Origin of the sequence: Paenibacillus ginsengarvi, assembly GCF_003626695.1 — a bacterium.
Classification (GTDB): domain Bacteria; phylum Bacillota; class Bacilli; order Paenibacillales; family NBRC-103111; genus Paenibacillus_AB; species Paenibacillus_AB ginsengarvi.
The window spans coordinates 65810-86678 of the sequence record NZ_RBAH01000019.1 but is presented as its reverse complement, the minus strand read 5'-3'; the positions used below and the strand labels follow the sequence as shown (position 1 = coordinate 86678).

Sequence of the window (20869 nt, the reverse complement as noted above, 5' to 3'; positions counted from 1 at the left end):
CGCCGCATAGGGAACAAGGAAGGGGATACGCATATGGACACGTTCAAAAGGAAAACGCCAGAGGAGCTGCTGTATTCGATCTCCAAGCTGCACCGCGGCCGGCTGAAGGTGTACATCGGAGCAGTGAGCGGCTCGGGGAAAACGTACCATATGCTGCGCGAAGGCTGCTCGCTCAAGGAACAGGGCATCGACGTCGTCATTTGCGCCGTTTCGACGATGCAGCGTCCCGAGACGGTCCGGCAAGTCGGCGATTTGGAGCGTGTTCCGAGCATCCACTGGCAGAAGGACGGGAAGGAGAAGAAGGACCTGAACCTGGATGCCCTCATCGCGCGCAACCCCGAGGTCGTGCTGGTGGACGGTCTTGCTCACCGGAACCGCGAGGGATCCCGTTTCCCAACGAGGCTCGAAGATATTCGGCTGCTGCTGAGCCGGGGCATCAGCGTCATTACGACGGTGAACGTATACGAGTTGGAGGATGTAAGGGCGATCGCCAAAAAGATGACCGGCATCGACGTGAGCGAAACGGTGCCGACCGACACGCTCGAGCTGGCCGACGAAGTCGTGCTGATCGACGTGACGCCGGAGACGATGCTTGCCCGGGTGGCGGAAGGAGCTCTGCGCAATCCGGGCAGCGAGCTGCTGAAGCGCGGCAATCTCGCCGTGCTGCGGGAGCTGTCGCTCCGTCTCGTTGCCGAAGGCGTCAACGATTCGCTTGAGAAGCATCGCGACGAGCTTGGGCTGGTCGGCCCGTCGGGCGCGACCGAGCGCATCCTCGTTTCGACGCAGTACCATTTCAACGGCTCGATCTACGTGCGCCGAGGCCAGCAAATCGCCAAAAGGCTGAACGGCGACCTGCTTGTCGTCGCTTTCGTTAATCCGAAGAAACAGCTGGCGAAGGAAGCGGCAGCGTTCAAGCGTTCCATGATGAAGCTCGTCCAGCGCATCGGGGCGAAGTTCGAGGAGCTTCCGCTGCCCTCCCGCCGGGCGCTCCCGGACGCTCTATCCGCGTACGCCCTGGACAATAACGTTACCCGCATCGTGCTCGGGCATTCGAAACAGACGAGGTGGCAGGAGCTTTGGCACGGCTCGATCGTTCGGGACATCCTGAAACGGACGCGCCATGTCGATCTGTTTATCGTCGCCGATCGGGCCGAGCATGACGGGGAACGTATATTGCCCGCTCACATGACGAAGCCGGAAGCGGAGGCCGAGCTGTTCCGGAGGCTGAGCTCGCAGGAGCTGGACCGGAAAATCGAGCGGATCAAGCGCGGACGATTCAAAGTATATATCGGCGCCGCACCGGGCGTCGGCAAAACGTACACGATGCTGCGGGAAGGAAACGACCTGCTGCGTAAAGGGATCCATATTTGCGTCGGTCTGCTGGAAACGCATGGCCGCGAGGAAACGCTCGGTCAAGTCGGAGAGCTGGACATTGTGCCGCGCGAAACGATCCAGTACAAGGGAGTCCGGCTGGAAGAGATGGACACCGCCGAAATTATACGCCGCAATCCGGAGGTCGTGCTCGTTGACGAGCTGGCGCATACGAACGTGCCGGGCAGCAAGCACAAGAAGCGGTACGAGGACGTGCTGGACATTTTGGCTGCCGGGATTTCGGTCATTACGACGATGAACGTGCAGCATCTCGAAAGCTTGAATGATGCGGTCGAGCAAATTACGGGCGTGCGCGTCCGGGAAACGGTGCCGGATCATATACTCCGGCTGGCCGACGAAGTGCAGCTGATCGACGTCACTCCGGAAGCGCTGCGCAGACGTATGCAGGAGGGGCGTATTTACGCCCGGGATAAGGTGGAGCAGGCGCTCGGCCATTTTTTCAAAACCGGCAATCTGATCGCTCTGCGGGAGCTGGCCCTGCGGGAGCTGGCCGACGATGTGGACGAGAGGCTGGAGTCGTGGGAGCGCAGCAGCTCGCTGCGGGGACCGTGGAGACGCAAGGAAGCGATCTACGTATGCGTCGACTGTATGCAGCAGGCGGAGCGGCTTGTACGCCGCGGCTTCCGCATCGCGCACCGGCTTAAGGCGCTTTGGTACGTATCGTACGTGATGGCGGCAAATAATGCCCGCGGCGAAGAGGGGGACGGGGAACGGCTGGACGCACTGAAGAAGCTGACGGAGCGGCTCGGCGGAACATTCGAGGTGCTCCGGGTGCGGCGCTCCAGGGAGATCGCCAAAGCGATCGTTGCTGGGGCGACGAAGTACGAGGCCACGCAAATCGTGATGGGACAGTCCAAGTCGACGTTCTGGACGGAGCTGCGGCGCGGCTCGGTTATGAAGGAAGTGCTGCGATCGGCAAGGCACATCGACGTACTGCTGGTGGCAGGCTACGATCCAGGGGCGAACGGTTGACGTGAATCGTCGCGGGACTTCATTGAGCCATCCTATGCGATATGAGCGGCGTTTCTTTACTCGTAAAAATGAGTGATTACTCACTTTACAATCAAGCTGTCCATCCTGTATGATGAGGGTAAGAAAATGAGTGATTACTCACATTCAGGGGGAATGCCCTATGGTAAGCGTTGCCTCGACCGACCTGCCGCAAACGGCCGCTGTCGATCTTCACGGCATCGTCCGGACTTTCGGCAGCCGCACTGTATTAAATGACGTTACGCTGCGCGTGGAACGCGGCGAGCTGTTCGGGCTGCTCGGTCCTTCCGGGTCCGGCAAAACGACGCTGATCAAGCTGATGACCGGCATCGACAAGGCGGACGGCGGAACCGTCCATATGCTCGGCGAGCGGATGCCGCAGCTGTCGATGTTCCAGCGATTCGGGTATATGGCGCAATCGGACGCGTTGTATAACGAGCTGACGGCGAAAGAAAATTTGCTGTTCTTCGCCTCGCTTTACGGCTTGTCCGGCGCCCGGCGCAAGGAGCGGATCGAAGTTTCGATGGCCGTCGTCGACCTGACGGATCATCTGAACAAACAGGTGGCCGCATACTCCGGCGGGATGAAGCGAAGATTGTCGCTTGCGATCGCCCTGCTGCACGAGCCGGAGCTGCTCGTGCTCGACGAACCGACCGTCGGCATCGATCCGGTGCTGCGGCAGTCGATCTGGCGGGAGCTGTTCGCTTTGCGGGAGAAAGGAACGACGATTGTGCTCACAACTCATGTGATGGACGAGGCCGACAAATGCGACCGGATCGCTCTCATTCGGGAGGGGCGCCTGACCGCGGTGGATAGCCCGGCTGCGCTTATGGAGCGTAGCGGGACGACGAATATCGAGGATGCTTTCATCGTGCTCGGGGGAGGCGATCGGTCATGAGAATACGCGCACTTGCGCTGCGCATCATCCGGCAGTTCGTTCGGGACAAACGGACGCTCGCGCTGCTGTTTCTGGCCCCGCTGCTTGTGCTTACGCTGCTCCATTTCGTATTCGACGGCCAGTCGATCAAGCTGGATATCGGGACGGTAGACGTTCCGGCGCAGCTGTCGGAGCGGATGAAAAGCGATGACGTAAACGTTGCTTCGTATCCGGACGCCAACCAGGCGAAGCAGGCGCTGGAGGAAGGGAAGCTCGACGCGGTGCTGTCGGTAGCGGGCGGCAAGCCCTCGATCCTGCTCGAAGGCAGCGATCCTTCGGTCAGCAAAGCGGTTATGCTCGTCATTCAGCAGACGATGCAGGCCGGTTCGCAAGCGGTTCAGCCGGAGATCTCCTATTTGCACGGCAAGGAAGGGATGTCCGCGTTCGATTCGTTCGGTCCGGTGCTGATCGGCTTCTTCTCCTTCTTTTTCGTCTTCCTGCTGGCCGGCGTCGCCTTCCTGCGGGAGAGGACGACCGGTACGCTGGAGCGACTGATGGCGACTCCGATCCGCCGCTACGAGGTTGTCGCCGGATATTTGGCCGGCTTCGGCGTCTTTACGCTCGTGCAGGCCGCGCTCATCGCCTGGTATTCGATCGGCGTCCTCGGGCTGTATATGGAAGGCTCGATCTGGCTCGTGCTGCTGATCAATTTGCTGCTGACGCTGACCGCGCTTACGCTCGGTACGCTGCTCAGCTCCTTTGCCGGAAGCGAATTTCAAATCATTCAGTTCATTCCGCTCGTCATCGTGCCGCAGGTGTTCTTCTCCGGCCTATTCAGCCTGGAGGCGATGCTCCCCTGGCTGCAAAAGCTGAGCTACATCATGCCGCTGTATTACGGGGCGGATGCGATGCGCGGCATTATGATTCGCGGGGAAGGGCTTGCGGACATTCAGGGCGATGTTTATATCCTGATCGGCTTTTCTGTCGTTTTTGCCCTGCTGAACGTGTTCGCGCTCAAGAAGCAGCGGGCGATTTAACAACCGGGGAGCGGGTGTGATACAATCGTGCTTATCAAACAACGCACGGCGCGGAAAGGTTAGGGTCAAACGATATGTCCGAAGCAATCGAGCCTTGGATCGAGGAGCTGCTGCAAGCCGGTTTGGGCCGCGATAAAATGACCGACAAACAAAGACGCATCGTCGAGTCGGCGATCGAGGTATTCGCCGAGAAAGGATATGCCGCCTCGTCGACTAGCGAGATCGCGCAGCGGGCGGGGGTGGCGGAAGGGACGATTTTCCGCCATTTCAAAACGAAAAAGGAGCTGCTGCTGTCAATCGTCACGCCGACGATGCTGAAGATGATCGCTCCGTTTCTGCTTCGCGAGTTTCGCGATGTGCTTACGCAGGATTACGACAGCTACGAGCAGTTTTTGCGGGCGATGATCGAAAACCGGCTGTTATTTTTGCAAAAAAATAAAAGCCTGATCAAAATCGTCGTGCAGGAGCTGCCGTTTCACCCCGAGCTTCAGGAGCAGTTCGTGCAGGTCGTGCTGGTTAAGGTGAAGGAGCGGCTGGAAATCGTCATCGGCAAGTTTAAGGCGGAGGGCCAGCTGGCCGATCTGCCGGTCATGACCATTATAAGACTGAGCGCATCGGCCATTATGGGGTATGTGCTGACCCGGACGTTGTACGGGACGCGGGAAGGCGCGGACTGGGACGACGAGCGCGAGCTGGAGGCTACGATCGGGTTTATTATGAAAGGCTTGGCGCCTTGACGGCGGAGGCGGACGGCGGGTTCCGCCTCCTGACAGGCGGCTGTGGATAACATGTGTATAATTTGGGGATGACGGCTTCCCGCCGGATACTTAAAGCGAGCGGTAGCTGTTTTGCCGGAAGGCGCGGGGCGTTTCGCCAAGCTCCCGCTTGAACATCGTGCAAAACTGGGCGTCGCTGGAAAAACCGCATTCCAGCGCAACGGACGTAACCGGCAGCGACGTGTGGCGGAGCAGGCTGCGCGCCTTCTCCAGCCGTTTATCGATCAAATATTGAATCGGCGATACGCCGAATTTTTTTTTGAACAAATGGCGGAAATGGTCGTAGCTGTAGCCGGCAAGCGCGGCCAAATCTTCCACGGCGATTTTCTGGCCCAAGTTCTCGTCCATAAATGTCCGCGCGTACAACAAATTGTCGTCGGTCTGGTCAGCTAAAACGGGAGAGACGGATCTGGCGTGCTCGATCAGCATTTCGCTCAGGCGCAGATTCAGCTTTTGCCCGTAATAAGCTTTTTTCTCCTGCATCTCCGTCTTGATATCAAGCAGCAGGCGCAGAATGGGCGATGAGGGCGCGTCCTGAAACAGCCCGTGCGTCAGTACGGGCATATCGCGGCCAAGCTGGCTGAAGCCGATAAACACGACATCGGTGTCGCAGAACCGTCTCTCGTCGTGCATCATTCCGGGGGGGATGACCGTATAGGTGTTCGGCTCGTACCGGTATTCGAGCTCGTGCAGCCGGGTCGACCCCGTTCCTTCGCGGTAATACACAAGCTCGTAGCAGCGATGACGGTGCATCGGCATATACGAGCGGGCTTCCCGCATCGCGTGAAAGATGAAATCCATCTGGGCCAGCATGGGCGGCTCCTCCTTCCGGCTTAAGGGCGACATTAGCCACATCGTACAAACAAATCGCCGAATCGTGAAAATATGGCGCGGTTCCCCCGTGTACAATGGGCTCTAGTACCACTATAACCCAGGGAGGGAACCTGATGATCACCTATCCGAAGCTAACGCAGGAACAATTGCTGAAACGGCTCGCCCATCCGAAAGGCCGCGTGCGTATGGTGCTCGACACCGACACGTACAATGAAATCGACGACCAGTTCGCCGTCGCTTATGCGGTAAGATCGCCGGAGCGGCTTCAGGTCGAGGCGTTTTATGCGGCGCCTTTCCACAATTCGCTGTCGAGCGGACCTTTGGACGGGATGGAGAAAAGCTACAACGAGCTGCTGACGATCGCCTCCCATATGCCCGACATGGCCGGCATTCCGGTGTATCGCGGTTCGAGCTCGTATTTGCCCGGTCCCGAGACGCTGGTCGAGAGCGAGGCGGCCCGCAATCTGGTCGAGCGGGCGATGGCCAGCCCCGATAACGATCCGCTGTACGTCGTCGCGATCGGAGCGATCACGAATGTGGCGTCCGCCATTCTGATGGAACCGCGCATTATCGAGAAGATTGTCGTCGTCTGGCTTGGCGGGCACGCCCTGCACTGGCCGCACACGAAGGAGTTCAACCTGTTTCAGGATATTCACGCCTCCAGTACGATTTTGGATTGCGGCGTCCCACTTGTTCTGGTTCCGTGTATGGGAGCGGCCTCGCATCTGCTGACGACGTTATCCGAGGTGGAGGATTACGTGAAAGACAGCGGTCCGGTCGGCGCTTATTTGTACGAAACGTTCCGTAACTGCGCAAACGACCACTTCGGCTACTCCCGGGTCATCTGGGATATCTCCGCGATCGCTTACCTGATCAACGACGCGTGGTTGCCGAACGAGCTTGTACATAGTCCGCTGCTGTCGGAACAGTTCCGCTGGAGCTTCGACGCTTCTCGGCATTTTATCCGCTACGTCCATTTCGTTCATCGCGATCGCGTATTTCAGGATTTATTCCGTAAACTTAAACAGTAGGAGCGGGTAAGCGCGGAGACAGGGCCTCGGCCGTCAGTTATGGCGGCTTGGGTCCTGTTCGCTATGAACGTATGAGCCATCCTCCATTATTATACAGCAGCGATCTGCCCCGTTCCTAGCCGCAGTCGCAGGCCGCAGCAAAAATCGGCGGAAGGCCGCCCGGTACCGGGACGCCAGGTCACGGCCTGCTAGCCCGATTCGGCTTCATTCTCCAGCATTCCCGCGTTTTCGACGAAAGTAGCCGTTCTCCATGAGCGGCGAATAGTTCCGAAGCATCATGGAAACGCTTTCTCCAATTGGTATTATGAAGGCGAGGACATACAGGTAAAAACCTTGTATAGATAAGCTGAATTCAGAACGAGCATCCGTCCAAATCGTAACCAGAGGAAGGAGCGTTTTGATGAATTTGAAGCGTAAAGGCAAATCGATGCTCGTCTGGCTCGCGCTGCTCTCGCTGCTTGCGGCGATGATGCCGGCCGCGGCGTCGGCCGATCCGGGCGGACCCGCCTATGACAGCCAACTGCTTAATGGGGATTTCGAGCAGACGGCAAACGGCAAGCCGACCGGATGGACGGGCTTCGGCAATTCGATCTATGAATCGGTGTATTCGCCGGTTCACGGCGGAGGGTTCAGCGTCAAGCTGACTGACAGCAGCGCGCAAGCGGCTAACGGCATCCGGAGCAGCAACATCGCCGTAGAGCCGGGCAAGCTGTACAAAGCGTCCGTGTACGCGTACACGGACTCCGGCGTATCCCAGCTCTATCTCGAATATTGGAATGCGGCCGGCGTACGTATCGACGTCAAAACGTTGACGATCGCTTCGGCCAAAGCGTGGAAAAGAGGGGAATTGCTCGCGGAAGCGCCGGTCGGCTCGGCTTACGCGACGCTGCTGCTCTACCAGCATGCGGCCAATGTGGGCGTTTCGTATTTCGACGATGCGGCCTTTATCGAGGTATCGCGGGACTTGCCTTATAACGGCGGCTTTGAAGAAGTAACTGAAGGGAAGCCTGTCGGCTGGACGCCGCTTGGCGCCGGCCAAGATTACTCGTCAGTAACGACGACCGTCTACAGCGGCACGTACAGCCTGAAGATGGTCGATCCGGACGCAAATTCCGGTCCGGGGCTGCGCAGCGGCAGTATGCCGGTCGTTCCCGACCAACTGTACCGGGCTTCGGTGCAATCGTATAACGAATCGGGCGTATCCCAGCTTTATCTGGAGTTCTGGAACAGCTCGAACGTGCGGATCGATACGAAAATCGCTACAAACTCGGCCATCGGCTCCTGGAAACCGATCACGATCGAGAGCTACGCTCCACAGGGAGCCGCGTATGCTACGCTGCTAATGTACTTGCACAAAGGGAATATCGGCACCGCATATTTCGACGCCGCTTCGTTTGTGCTGGTGCCCCCCGAACCGGTGCGGGAGTTCCCCCTGCTGACGCCGAGCCACCCGCGGCTGTACTTCACCTCCGCGGATTTGCCCGCCCTGCAGGCCAAGGCGACGGATACGGTAAACGCCCCGTTCGGCCGGACCGGGAAAATGATCTGGGATACGGTCAAAAATGCGGCCGATACCTACTTGACGGAGACGAGCTTCTCCCGGACGTATTACGCCGGCAAAGTCGTCACCTTCCCGCTGCCTCCGGTACAGCCGGGACCAATCGAAAGTCCGCCCGGCTACACGACTTATCCGTATTGGACGATGATGACGCGCTCGATCCAGGACCGTCTGGAAACGCTTAGCCTCGCGTACGCCGTATCCGGCAATACGGCATACGCCGATAAAGCGAAGCAGTATATGCTGTCCGTAGCCGGCTGGAACAACTGGTCGGACCCTACCTATGCGTGCGGTGGCTATACATGTCTCGACACGGCCCATTTGACATTTGGCGTCAGCATGACGTTCGATATTTTGTACGATCAACTGACTGAGGCGGAGCGGACGACCGTCATGAACGCGCTCGAAACGAAAGGGTTGATCCCGCTTTATAAGGACGTAAGAAGCAAGCTGGATCATAACATCCAGTCGCTGCGTGCGGCGGCTCTCGGAACCGGCGCGGCGGTCCTGCTCGGCCATAGTCCGAATGCGAACGCCTACCTGACACGCGCGATGAGCTATTACAAGTGGTATCTCGACGAGCGGGTGACGTCCGGCCAGCAGGAGGGCATGCTGTATACGAGCTATGCGATGGACAACATGATCAAGGCGTTCGACCATATCGACCGCGTCACCGGCGTGCGGGATTTGGCCGAGCATCCGTTCCTGAACGATTATCTCGTTCGCTGGATCGTGTACTCGCTTGCTCCGGGAGGAGCGGGTCTGGCTAATTTCTCCGATTCCGATCCGTCGAACTATTTCAGCCTGACAATGAACGTCATCAACGCCTGGCTGAACAACGGACAAGCAGGCTGGTACTTGAAGGAGACCGGGGGAGCGGCAAGCGGTACCGACGGCTTCATTTATTTCCGCCCGAACGCGGTGATCACGCCTCCGGACACTTGGCAGCCTTCCACCGTGCTGGATGAGAACGGCTGGGCGCTGCTCCGCAGCGGATGGGAACGCGATGACGTCCTATTTGCCATGGCGAGCAACAAGTCGGCTCTTGGGCACAACCATTACGACCAGAACAGCTTCCAGATTGCGACGAACGGAAGCTGGGTCGCTACCGACCCCGGTTACCAGGATTATGTGGCAGGACCGGTCAATGACTTTACGGTGCGGTTAGGCCACAGCACGATTCAGGTTGACGGCAAAGGCCAATCGTCTCTAGGCGGAGGAACGATGACGGAGGGGCTGCTCGCTCCGACCTACGATTATATCAAAGGCTCGGCTGCTGGCGCTTACGGCAATCCGAAGCTGACCCGCTTCGACCGCCACGTCGTCTACTTAAAGCCGGATACGTTCGTTATGCTGGATGACATTCAGTCGAACGCCCCGCATGTGTACGACTGGATGATGTACGGCGGCGCGATCGCCGATTTTGAGATCGACGGTCAGTCGGCCACGGCGGGCCAGACGGTAAACGGTCGCGATCTATATTATCGCAAGGGCGGCGCGGAGCTGGCGGCGACGTTCCTGGACAGCTCGCAGCTGCCGATTACGTTTGCCAAATATCCGGGCGCGGAATCTTACGGCTACTATGCGAAGGTGGGCAGCGGCAGCGCCAAGACCGATCACCGGTTCCTGACCGTAATGAAGACAAGAACTTACCATCCGCAAGGACTGTTCGACGAATCGAACCTGCTTCCGCTGACGGCCAGCTCCGGACGCGAGGTCAAGCTGGTTCAGGCGAACGGTGCGACCGTGATCTTTTATCGGGGCGAGGCGGCCGGCGACTTTATGACGGTGACGGTAAACGTGCCGCAGGCAGGCGACTACGACATTACGAGCCGTTTCCTGAAGTCCCCGCTGTATGGGAAAGTACAGGCGTATGTGGACGGGCAACCGGTCGGGGGCATCTACGACGGCTATGCGGCCGCTGTGGAAGGGCCGTTCTCGTTTGCGCACGGAACCGTGCCGCTAACGGCGGGAACACATACGATCCGCTATGAGGTGACGGGCAAAAACGCGTCGTCCAGCAACTATTTCATCGGACTGGATTCGATCCAACTGCTCCTGGGCGGCACAGCCGATCCGAACAAGTTAACCGTAGAAGCGGATCTCGTTCAAGGAACGAACGGCATCGGCGCGCGGGTAGAACGCGGCGACGGCAGCGACATTCGCGATCTGGCCGTATTCCGTACCGGCTCCGCACCGTTTGCGGTCGGCGGCGTGACGGGCGATGCCGAGCAGGCGGTCGTCAGCGACACGTCAGCCGTTACAATCGCCGGGTTCAAAATGACCCGCGGCTCGTCGCTGCTTCTCGGCGGCACTACGCTGCTGGCGGCATCGTCACCGTTCAGCGCGTCGTTCGATCGGGACACCGTGACTGGCGAAACATACGGCGTCGTCGAAACCTCGGCAACGCAAACGGTACGTATCCACGCTCCGGCAGATGCTCTCGTTATTGTTGATGGAGCACTGCTCCAGCCGGGCGGGTACACCGTGCAGGCGTCCGAAGGCACGATCGGCTTGCCGCTCGCGGCAGGACGTCACGATGTGCGGATCATTCCTCTGGCCGAAATGGTTGCGGGGCTGATCGGGAAATGGCAGCTTCAACCGCCGATCGCCCCGGCGGCGCAAAATGCGGCCAGACAAGCGGAGCAGCAATGGAACAAAGGCTCGGCCGCCAAAGCCGTCGAACATCTGCAGCGGCTGCTCGACCATGTGAACAACCCGTCGCTGCGCCAGTTCATTGCCGACGATGCGCGGCTGGCGGTGAGCGAGGCGGTGGAGCGCGTTAGACGGCTAATGTAGCGATAGCGGGGCTGCGATAGTGAGGGACTGGATAAGCTGCAGCAAAAAAAGCGACCTGGAACGGAAGTCCATCTTCCACCAGGCCGCTTTTCCTATTTTTTGCGTCATGCCGCCTACTTGGCTAGCGGCACCGTCCACTTGCCTTCCGCGATCCATGTCCGGTCCATAAATTCCCGCGCGCGCAGCTCGATGCGATCCGCATACACCTGCACGAAAAGCCCTTGGGCGGTCGGGGGCTCAGCCGCCGACGCCGGACGGGTACGGCCGACCGACGCGTTCTGAAACCAGTGGAACGTCTCCGCCGTGTAATGCTGGCCGCTGCGAAAGTTTTGATGGCGGTGGCCGGAGAAGACGAACGCGTTGCGATACGGCTCCAGAATGGAACGGAACTGTTTGGCGCGAATGAGCTGGCCGGTGCCTCCGTCCTGGCCCTCTGCCGGAAGCGGCTGGTGGATCATGACGAACACGGGGCTTCCGTCCTTGTGCGGCTCGAGCGCTTTCCGGAACCAGGCGAGCTGCTCGTCGGAATACCAGGCGCCTTCGCCGACGTCGGGGTTTTCCTGCACGTACGTCTCTTGCGACAGCATGATGATATGGCAGCCGTTCACATGGAAATCGTGATACACCCGTTCGAGGCCGAACTGGTTCTGGAACATCCGGCGCGAAAGGGCGTCCGACTTGCCGTTAGGCATCGCGTCCTTGTTCCACTGTCCTTCCTTGTCGATCCAGATGCCGTAATAATCGTGGTTGCCCATGTTGGCGTGGATCGGCGGCAGGCTCTTATAGTCCTTCATGATTTTGTTATATTCCCGGTAATCCGATTCGCTGCCTGCATCCGTAATATCGCCGGTGATGAGCAGCGCGTCGATCTTCGTCTCGAAACCGGCGGCATCGTCCAGTGCTTTGCGCAGCTTGTCGCCCTGTTCGGCAAAGGCGCCGTTCACATGCGTGTCGCTCAGGATCATCATCGAGAGCAGAGGCACGGTATGCGCCGCCGATGCGTCCGGGGAAGAGGGTGGAGCATCCGGAGCTTGCGCGGGCGGTTGTCCCGGCGATTCGGATGCACCCGATTCGCCTCCGCCGAGCCATTTCCAGAGGCCGGCGGTCAAGCCGGCTGCGACCGTTAGCAAGGAAATCAGCAATTTTATGAATTGTCTTCTCGACATGGGCTCCACCTCTGCGCATAAGTCCGGTTTCGTGTCGTTTAACGTTTCGGAGCGTTTCTTTCATCATAGCACGCCGGGCGGCGGCGGAGAAGAAGGGTACGCCCCGGCGCCGGGTTTTCAGCAAACTTTCAGGTAACGTTAAGGCGCGGTTAAGGACACTTCCCATCCCGGGTTATATAGTTAAGGAAGAGTTTATAGCCCGCCGGCGGTTATGCCGGCCATCGTGAATATTGGCGCGCAGGGGAAGGAAGTGGAGCATGGGGCTCAAGCGAACGTTGAAATGGACAATCGTGGCTGTTGTAGTAGTCGCTTTGGGCGGCGGAGGCACTTACTGGTTTATGAAGTCGGACCGTAAGACCTCCGCAGCACAGAGCGTGGAGCAAACCGCCAAGGTGCAGAAAGGCAACATCCGTCTTACCGTATCAGGCACTTCACAATTTTCTACGCAAAACTTGCAAAATATTACCGCTCCGGCAGACGGCACGATTAATGCGATGAATTTGTCCCGGAGCATGCCGGTCAAGCAGGGGGACGTGCTTCTGGAAATATCGAGCAGCACGCTCGAGGCTTCGCTCAAGGACGCCCAGACTACGCTCGCAACGCTTCAGCAGGATCTGGCCGATCTGCAAAAACAGAAGGCGGGCCTGCGCATCGTCGCCCCGGCGGCCGGCAAGCTGTCGGTCGGCAATCTGGACGTCGGCTCGACCGTCGGCAAATCGGCCAAACTGGGCACCGTTTCGGTCGTTTCGAAGCTGCTCGTGAAGCTGCCGTTCCCGCTCGAGGAGGCAGTTCAGTTCCAAGCGGGCGACGAGGTTGACCTCGGCTTTGCGGGGTATGCGCTGACGAAGACCGGTCATGTGCAGTCGGTAGGACAGACGGTGAAAGCCGACAGCGCCGGCAACCGGATGGCCGACGTAACGATAGCGGTCGACAATGACGGGACGTTAGCCGTCGATATGGAAGCTTCCGGAACAGTTATCGTGAACGGGCGCGAGATCAAGTCGAAGAGCACGGCGAAGCTGGAAGCTTTGTCTACGGTAGCGCTTCTATCCGGGACGTCCGGCACGATAGCGGAGATGAAAAAGAAAGACGGCGACATCGTACAGGCCGGCGAACTGATCGCGGTTGTCGCGAACGATACGCTGGACGATTCCATCGATAGCAAGACGTCCAGCATCGAGCGTCAGCAAAGATCGGTCGACTCCGCGCAGCAGAAGGTCGACGATCTGACGATCAAGGCGCCGTTCGACGGCGTGTTCTCGACTGATTTTGCCAGCCAAAAAACGAATGTGCTTGCGAATTATCCGGTCGGGGCGACGGTAACGGCCGGCAACTTGTTCGGAGCGGTTGCGAGTCTGGACGTGATGACGCTGCCGATTCAAGTGGATGAGCTGGACCTTCAGAATGTCAAGCCCGGCCTCAAAGCGGAAATTACGGTCGACGCGATAGCGGGGAAAGTATTCTCAGGCGAGGTGCTCCAGGTCTCGACCGTCGGCACGACATCGAACGGGGTCACCTACTACGATGCCGTCATCGCCGTCGACAACAAGGAGCAGCAGCTCAAATACGGGATGACCGGAACGGCGCAGGTGCTGATTCAAAATAAACAAAACGTGCTGACCGTTCCGATCGAGGCGGTCAGACGGCAGCGCGGCAGCGCCACCGTCACCGTCAAGCACCCTGACGGCACGACGGAAGAAAATGTGCCGATCCAGATCGGCATTCAGAGCAAAACGGCGGTGGAAGTGACCGGCGGCCTGAACGAAGGGGATCTCGTCGTGCTGCCGAAGAGCCGGACTTCGGGGAATGCGAATCAGCAGCAAATGATGCAGCAGATGATCCAGTTCCCAGGCGGAGGTGGGGGCGGAAGCTTCCCTGCTGGCGGAGGAGGAGGTTTCCCTGGCGGCGGTACGCCGGGAGGAGGCGGAGGCGGCGCCGGCGGAGGTGGCCGATGACGAAACCGATCATAGAGTTAAGCGGGATAGACAAGACGTACGGCCGGGGAGCGGAGCAGATTCAAATTCTGAAGCAGGTGTCGATGACCGTAAACGAAGGCGAGTTCGTCGCTATCGTCGGGCCGAGCGGCTCGGGGAAATCGACGCTGATGAATACGATCGGCCTGCTGGATACGCCGACGTCCGGCACGTATAAGCTGGACGGCGTAGTGACCGAGAAGCTGAACGACAGCCAGATGGCCAGCGTGCGCAACAAAAAAATCGGATTTATCTTCCAGCAGTTCAATCTGCTGCCCCGGCTTACGGCGCTGGAAAATGTGGAGCTTCCGCTCATTTACGCAGGCATGGGCAAAAGCGAGCGCAAGGAACGCGCCAGAAGCATGCTCGAATCGCTCGGCATGGGGCCTCGCGTGGACCACAAGCCGAGCCAGCTGTCCGGCGGCCAGCAGCAGCGGGTAGCCATCGCCCGCGCGCTGGCCGGGTCGCCGTCGCTGCTGCTGGCGGACGAACCGACCGGAGCTTTGGACTCGCGAACCGGAACCGAGGTGCTCGAGCTGATGATCCGGCTGAACGAAGAAGGCAATACGATCGTGCTCATTACGCACGATCTGCACATTGCGGACAATGCGAGACGCGTCGTGTCGATCCGCGACGGCGAAATCGTCAGCGATGTGCGTAACGGCGAGACGCGCGACAGCCCGCTTCTTCATACCGATACCGGGAGCGGAACGAATGAAGGCTCCCACCCAAGGCAGGTGCAGCATCAATGAATATACTCGAACTTGTCTCGATGGCGCTTCGCACGATTACGGCGAAGCCGATGCGCACTCTGCTTACGATGCTCGGCGTCATTATCGGCGTCGCCTCTGTCATTACGCTCGTATCCATCGGCAAAGGGACGACGGCTCAGATCGAGAAGCAGTACGAGGCGCTCGGCACGAACCTGCTCGTCGTCAATCTGCTTGGAAACGGGCGGGCCCAGCAGCTCGATTACGACGAACTGATGGAGCTGGAGCTGCTGCCGGAGATCGAAACGATTGCGCCGACCGTCACGAAGAACAATTCGAATGTCAAGTACGAGCGGGAGTCGGAGAGCTATAACGTCATCGGTACGAACGACCGCTATTTTACGCTGATGAAAACCGAGATCGAGTCCGGCCGGGCGCTTGCCGAGGCGGACGTAGAATTCCGTAACCAGGTTGCGGTCATCGGCAGCGAGGTCGCCGAGACGCTGTTCGGCAAAGCCGATCCGGTTGGCCAGGACATCAATATCGACGGCAGCATCTTTACGGTCGTCGGCAAGCTCGCGCCGAAAGGCTCGAGCATCGGGGGGACGTCTCCCGACAGCTCGGTCATCGTGCCGATCGTGACCGCTATCCGCACCTTTAAGCTCGGGCAAATCCGCAACGCCTATATCGAGGCGCCGGAGGTCGATCAGCTCGCCGCGGCCCAGACGACGATCACACAATTTCTCACCGCCAAATTCAAAAGCTCGAACGGCTTCCGCATTTCGAACCAGGATGAGCTGATGAACGCGCGCAAGGAAGCTTCCAGCTCGCTGACGAACCAGATGATCAGCGTCGCGCTCATTTCTTTGCTCGTCGGCGGAATTGGGATTATGAACATAATGCTGGTCACCGTGAGCGAACGGACAAGGGAGATCGGCATCCGCAAATCGATCGGCGCCCAGCGGCGGCATATTATGATGCAATTTCTGATGGAGGCGGCGGTCATTAGCGGTTTGGGCGGCTTGCTCGGGCTGCTGCTCGGGATCGGAGCGTCGCTCGGCTGGCCGATGATCAATCCGAGCCAGCCGACGAAGCTGTCGCTGGAGATCGGCTTGTACGCGCTGCTGTTTTCGGTGCTGGTAGGAATCATATTCGGGCTTTATCCCGCGAACAAAGCGTCGCGCCTGAAGCCGATCGATGCGCTTCGATTCGATTAAGCGGCTGCGTGTCCGGCTTTCCGGCTCGAACACCGCATCCAGACTGGAGGGATTTACACGATGAAGATCAAAAGAGCTGGCGGCATGTTTCGGACGATGCGCCTGATCGTTTTAGCGGTCAGTCTGCTGGGCGGCGTGCTTGCTCCTGCTGCGGCCCAAGCGGGCAAGGAAGGCATTTATTTAAGCGACAGCGTCTATTTCACGCTGGAGAAAGTACGCTTCTCCGAAGGAGGAGACGATTCGATTCTCCGCTTCGTGGTTATGCTGCACAACGGCGGCAGCACGCCGGTAGACTATAACTATTACGGAGCGCGCGTCACGGACGGCAGCGGCTTCGGCTACTCGGCGCAGCTTACCGGTACGCAGAGCGCACGCGTGCAGCCTGGCAAGGACCAGGAGTTTGCCTACGAATCGAGAGTGGCGAAAGGACTGAAGGCGGATCAGCTTTACGTCACGATGTTCGGCTGGAGCTACGGGACTACGGTCGCGATGAACGATATCGCTTCGTTCTCGGTGGCGAATGCGCTTCAGGACGCTGCCGGAGGGGTTCAGGAGGCGATCGTGCCTCTGGCGCAAGCGGATCAGTCGCTAGCCAGCGATGCCCGTGTGGCATTCCGCATCGGCAGCGAATATCCGGTCTATGAGAGCGGCAGGTGGAATATGTACGTCGACTTGGTCGCGACCAACATGGGTTCGTCCGGCGTCACGCTGCCGGCAGCGCTCAAGATGCGGCTCGCTGGTGCCGACGGACAGCAGGTAACGGCAACGGCCATCGACGGTGCCGACAAATCGCTGCTTCCGAGCAAGCCGCAAAAAATAACGGTGCGTGCGGAAATTCCGGACGACGGGCATGGAAAAGGCTGGGCGCTGCAATTTTACAAAATGACCGGCGACGAAGCCACCGTGCTGGACAGTCTGGACCTGGGCGGCGCCGCGAAGCCGGTAGCGATCGGGGACAGCCGGACGCTTTCGGACAGCCAGGGCCAGGAGACGGTTACGCTGAAGCTGGAGTCGGCCGTCGTTTCGCAGAGCGAAAATGGGCAGTGGGTCCGCGCCAAAGTAACGGCAACGAATCCGGGCAGCCGAGTCGTCGAAATTCCCGCTTTGACCGCGAACTTTCAGGCGGCGAACGGAGGCGTTTCGGTAACGGCGACGGATGCGGATACGCATTCCGCCTACTTGTCGCAAGGCGAGTCGGAGACGTTTACGTTCGGCGGCCTGCTGCCGAAGGGAATGACCGCTAGCGATCTGCAGCTCATCCTGTTCGAATCGAGAGGCGGCAGCACCGCCGGCTCGAATGCGGCGACGGGAACGACTGGAACAACGGGAAGCGGAACGGGCTCGGGTTCGGCAGCTTCCGGCAATACAACTACGGGCTCCGGTTCTTCCGGCAGCACGGGTTCCGGCAAAACGACGGTTCCCGTGTTCATCGCGCTGCTCGATCAGGCGGTTGTTTATAACCAAGGCGCAGGCGCAGATTATGCACTCGGAGAGTCGATCGATTTGCCGCTCGATCATAAGTTCGATATGGCTGTTTCGGAGCTGCGACTGTACGACAACGAGAACTACGGGCTCAAGACGGCGGTGGCGAAGCTGAAAATAAGCAACCGGGACAATACGGCCTATGCGCTGCCTAATTTGAACCTGGATCTTATGGACGAGAACGGCCGCGTGTACACGGGGACGAGACAAGCGAACGTCATCTCGCAAGTTGCGACGAACAGCAGCTATCTCATGACGTATTCGTTTATCGTACCGAAAGCCGAAGACGGACAGCCGGTAACGATGCGCTTTTTCAGTGGCAGCGACTCGATCCCTCTAGGTGCGGTCAAGCTCGGCTACGAGCAGGACAACACGGCGGATAGCGTATGGGATACGTATCCGTACCGCTTGACGGTGAAAGAAGCCGATCTCATGCTCGCCGGACTGCTCAGCTCGACGTTTGCGTATACGCTCAAGCTGGACATCGGCATCGAACGGCTGGACCCGATCGTTGCGGATGCCGCGACATCCAAGCTGCAATTTGACGTTGTCGACTCGACGGGTTACGTTTTCGCTACACAGACGGCTTCGCTGCTTGGCTCGACAAAGCTGGTGGATGGAGACAACTCGATCTCTTTCTCCAATTTGAAGCTGAGCCAGTTCAACTCGACCAACTACGTGAATGTGTACGAGGTCATCGATACACCGAACGGTACCGTGAAGCACAAGCTCGGGGAAATCCGGTAATCGGTCAAAAGGCGACAAAGCAAGAAGGACGGTCCGTTTCCGGGCCGCCCTTTTTTTGCTGAAAAGCCTATATTAGCTGATCGTACCATAGCCCTGAACTTCTGCCGCTGCCTGGCGGTGGAGTTTTTCACACCGCATCTTTTTTGAAAAGGTAATAACAAAGGAACCGCGTTCCATTACTTGCGCCATAGCCGGGCTTGCTGTCCGACAATGACGATATAACGGAAATCGGTTCCTTGGTGTGCGAGGAAGGCTCGAAATAAGTCCGCTTGGCGGGCAGCAGTTACATGGTCGCCTTGATCAAGCGGAACTGGAATATGTTTATTTGTGTGAAAGCTGGCTTATGTCCGCATTTCAGCTCGATATCGTTTTACCGCTTGTACCGGATGGAGTGATGGTACGAATATTTTGGCGCAGGTTTGCTTTTGAGCCGCTTGCTGCGTTATCCCCGGTTTCGTTCGTTCCCGGCCCCACCTTGCCGCGCTTCATGCCGTCTTTTCCTTGCTGGCCGTGGCCAAACGGGAGATTCGGCATACCGCCGGGGAGTCCGAGCTTGCCGCCGAGTTCGCCGTTTACAAGCTTGGTTGCGGAGTCGGTTAGCGTCGATTTCGCCTTATCGTACTGCTCCTGCGTCAGTTTGCCGTCGGCGAGCTGCTTGTCGAGCTTTTCGAGAGACGCTTTCGTAAGCAGGCTGACGACGGAGTCGACGCTGACGTTTTTCTCGCCTGCGATCGTTGCGATCGATTTGCCGGACTTGACCGCTTGAGCAAGCTCGTCTTTCGTCAAACCGAGCAAAGTAGCCAGCTCGTCGGAGACGGCGAAACGGAAATCGAAATGCAGGCCTTCGCCCATCCCTTTGATGCCGAAGCTGAGCATACCGCCGGGAAGCCCGAGCTTGCCGCCGAGTTCGCCGTTTACAAGCTTGGTTGCGGAGTCGGTCAGCGTCGATTTCGCCTTATCGTACTGCTCCTGCGTCAGTTTGCCGTCGGCGAGCTGCTTGTCGAGCTTTTCGAGAGACGCTTTCGTAAGCAGGCTGACGACGGAATCGACGCTGACGTTTTTCTCGCCTGCGATCGTTGCGATCGATTTGCCGGATTTGACCGCTTGAGCGAGCTCGTCTTTCGTCAAACCGAGCAAAGTAGCCAGCTCGTCGGAGACGGCGAAACGGAAATCGAAATGTACGTTATCTCCCAATGCTTTGCCGGGGCCCGGCATACCGCCGGGGAGACCGAGCTTACCGCCGAGTTCGCCGTTTACGAACTTTTTAGCGGAGTCGGTAAGCGTTGTTTTGGCTTTATCATACTGTTCCTGCGTCAGTTTGCCGTCGGCAAGCTGCTTGTCGAGCTTCTCCAGAGGCGCTTTGGTAATCAAGCCGATAACGGAGTCGACGCTGACGTTTTTCTCGCCTGCGATCGTCGCGATCGATTTGCCGGACTTGATCGCTTGAGCGAGCTCGTCTTTCGTCGTGCCGAGCAGAGCGGCCAGCTCGTCGGAGGCGGCAAAACGGAAATCAAAATGCACGCCTTCGCCCATCGCCTTGTTGCCGAAGCCAGGCATGCCGCCGGGGAGACCGAACTTACCGCCAAGCTCGCCGTTCACGAACTTTTTAGCGGTATCGGTAAGCGAAGTTTTCGACTTGTCGTACTGTTCCTGCGTCAATTTGCCGTCGGCGAGCTGCTTGTCGAGCTTCTCGAGAGAAGCTTTCGTGAGCAGGCTGACGACGGAGTCGACGCTGACATTTTTCTCGCCTGCTATGGTGGCGATCGATTTGCTGGATTTGATCGCCTGGGCAAGCTCGTCTTTCGTCAAACCGAGCAAAGCAGCCAGTTCGTCGGAGACGGCGAAATGAAATGCCATGCCCGGCATTTGGTTCATTTGTTTGCCGCCCGGAGCGTCCTTTCGTAGTCCCGGAGCTGCGCCCCGTTTATCATGCTTGCCGTTCGAACCCTGATCCTGCGATTGCGATTGCGTACCGGAGGCATCGCCGGTAGGCGCCGCATTGACGTAATGGTGCGCCCACAAGCCACCGCCGATCGTTAAAGCGAGTGTCATCGTGCCGGCAACCCAAGTTTTTAAACGTTTCATAGTGATTCCACCTTTCGTTGCATATTAGCGGCCCTGTACCTAATTCAGGAAGTTTTTCAGGGAGATACTGCCATCATAATCCGCAAATCTTAAAGCAACGTGAATCGTAGCTGAAAGTTTGCTGAATGTGCTTATTAGAGGTAGACTCGTGCATAATGACAACCGGACGTTAGACTCATTGTTCCGGGAGAGTAC

Annotated in this window: 13 protein-coding genes; 10 read left to right on the top strand and 3 right to left on the bottom strand. The window is 58.5% G+C overall.

Going from position 1 to position 20869, the window contains the following annotated elements:
* The first annotated feature begins 33 nt into the window (after positions 1-33).
* From D7M11_RS23310 to D7M11_RS23295, 4 genes are all read left to right on the top strand, one after another.
* Positions 34-2364 (top strand): universal stress protein, encoded by a 2331-nt coding sequence (locus D7M11_RS23310; protein WP_120749677.1) that lies wholly within the window; start codon positions 34-36, stop codon positions 2362-2364.
* 160 nt (positions 2365-2524) lie between these two features.
* The gene (locus D7M11_RS23305; RefSeq protein WP_120749676.1) at positions 2525-3280 is read left to right on the top strand and encodes an ABC transporter ATP-binding protein; all 756 of its coding nucleotides are present in this window, start codon (positions 2525-2527) and stop codon (positions 3278-3280) included.
* The gene (locus D7M11_RS23300; RefSeq protein ID WP_120749675.1) at positions 3277-4296 is read left to right on the top strand and encodes an ABC transporter permease; all 1020 of its coding nucleotides are present in this window, start codon (positions 3277-3279) and stop codon (positions 4294-4296) included. Before D7M11_RS23305 ends, D7M11_RS23300 begins: the two co-directional genes overlap by 4 nt.
* 74 nt (positions 4297-4370) lie before the next feature.
* On the top strand, positions 4371-5033 hold the full coding sequence (locus tag D7M11_RS23295; protein ID WP_120749674.1) for a TetR/AcrR family transcriptional regulator: 663 nt from the start codon (positions 4371-4373) through the stop codon (positions 5031-5033).
* Between the two features lie 90 nt (positions 5034-5123).
* On the opposite strand, the gene D7M11_RS23290 is transcribed toward D7M11_RS23295, so the two are convergent.
* Positions 5124-5885 (bottom strand): helix-turn-helix domain-containing protein, encoded by a 762-nt coding sequence (locus tag D7M11_RS23290; protein ID WP_158606785.1) that lies wholly within the window; start codon positions 5883-5885, stop codon positions 5124-5126.
* 134 nt (positions 5886-6019) lie between these two features.
* Between D7M11_RS23290 and D7M11_RS23285 the strand changes: the two genes are divergently transcribed.
* Both D7M11_RS23285 and D7M11_RS23280 read left to right on the top strand, forming a co-directional pair.
* Positions 6020-6937 (top strand): nucleoside hydrolase, encoded by a 918-nt coding sequence (locus tag D7M11_RS23285; protein WP_120749672.1) that lies wholly within the window; start codon positions 6020-6022, stop codon positions 6935-6937.
* A 400-nt stretch (positions 6938-7337) separates the two neighbouring features.
* Positions 7338-11294, top strand: a complete 3957-nt coding sequence (locus tag D7M11_RS23280; protein WP_120749671.1) for a carbohydrate binding domain-containing protein — start codon at positions 7338-7340, stop codon at positions 11292-11294.
* A gap of 113 nt (positions 11295-11407) precedes the next feature.
* Here D7M11_RS23280 and D7M11_RS23275 read toward each other — a convergent pair whose 3' ends face one another.
* Positions 11408-12460 carry a metallophosphoesterase family protein gene (locus D7M11_RS23275; RefSeq protein WP_120749670.1) on the bottom strand — a complete coding sequence of 351 codons (1053 nt, stop codon included), beginning with the start codon at positions 12458-12460 and terminating at the stop codon, positions 11408-11410.
* 257 nt (positions 12461-12717) lie between these two features.
* On the opposite strand from D7M11_RS23275, the gene D7M11_RS23270 reads away from it, so the two are divergent.
* From D7M11_RS23270 to D7M11_RS23255, 4 genes are read left to right on the top strand one after another with little or no spacing between them, the layout of a single operon-like run.
* Entirely contained in the window at positions 12718-14415 is a 1698-nt protein-coding gene (locus D7M11_RS23270) for a permuted SH3 domain-containing protein (protein ID WP_120749669.1), read from the top strand.
* On the top strand, positions 14412-15185 hold the full coding sequence (locus tag D7M11_RS23265; RefSeq protein WP_120749668.1) for an ABC transporter ATP-binding protein: 774 nt from the start codon (positions 14412-14414) through the stop codon (positions 15183-15185). Before D7M11_RS23270 ends, D7M11_RS23265 begins: the two co-directional genes overlap by 4 nt.
* Positions 15182-16360 carry an ABC transporter permease gene (locus tag D7M11_RS23260; protein ID WP_120749667.1) on the top strand — a complete coding sequence of 393 codons (1179 nt, stop codon included), beginning with the start codon at positions 15182-15184 and terminating at the stop codon, positions 16358-16360. The genes D7M11_RS23265 and D7M11_RS23260 overlap by 4 nt, the downstream gene beginning before the upstream one ends.
* 60 nt (positions 16361-16420) lie before the next feature.
* Complete coding sequence (locus D7M11_RS23255) at positions 16421-18589, top strand: hypothetical protein (protein WP_120749666.1); 2169 nt, start codon at positions 16421-16423, stop codon at positions 18587-18589.
* Positions 18590-18943: 354 nt separating this feature from the next.
* Here D7M11_RS23255 and D7M11_RS23250 read toward each other — a convergent pair whose 3' ends face one another.
* Positions 18944-20674 (bottom strand): SHOCT domain-containing protein, encoded by a 1731-nt coding sequence (locus D7M11_RS23250; RefSeq protein WP_120749665.1) that lies wholly within the window; start codon positions 20672-20674, stop codon positions 18944-18946.
* Positions 20675-20869 lie beyond the last annotated feature (195 nt).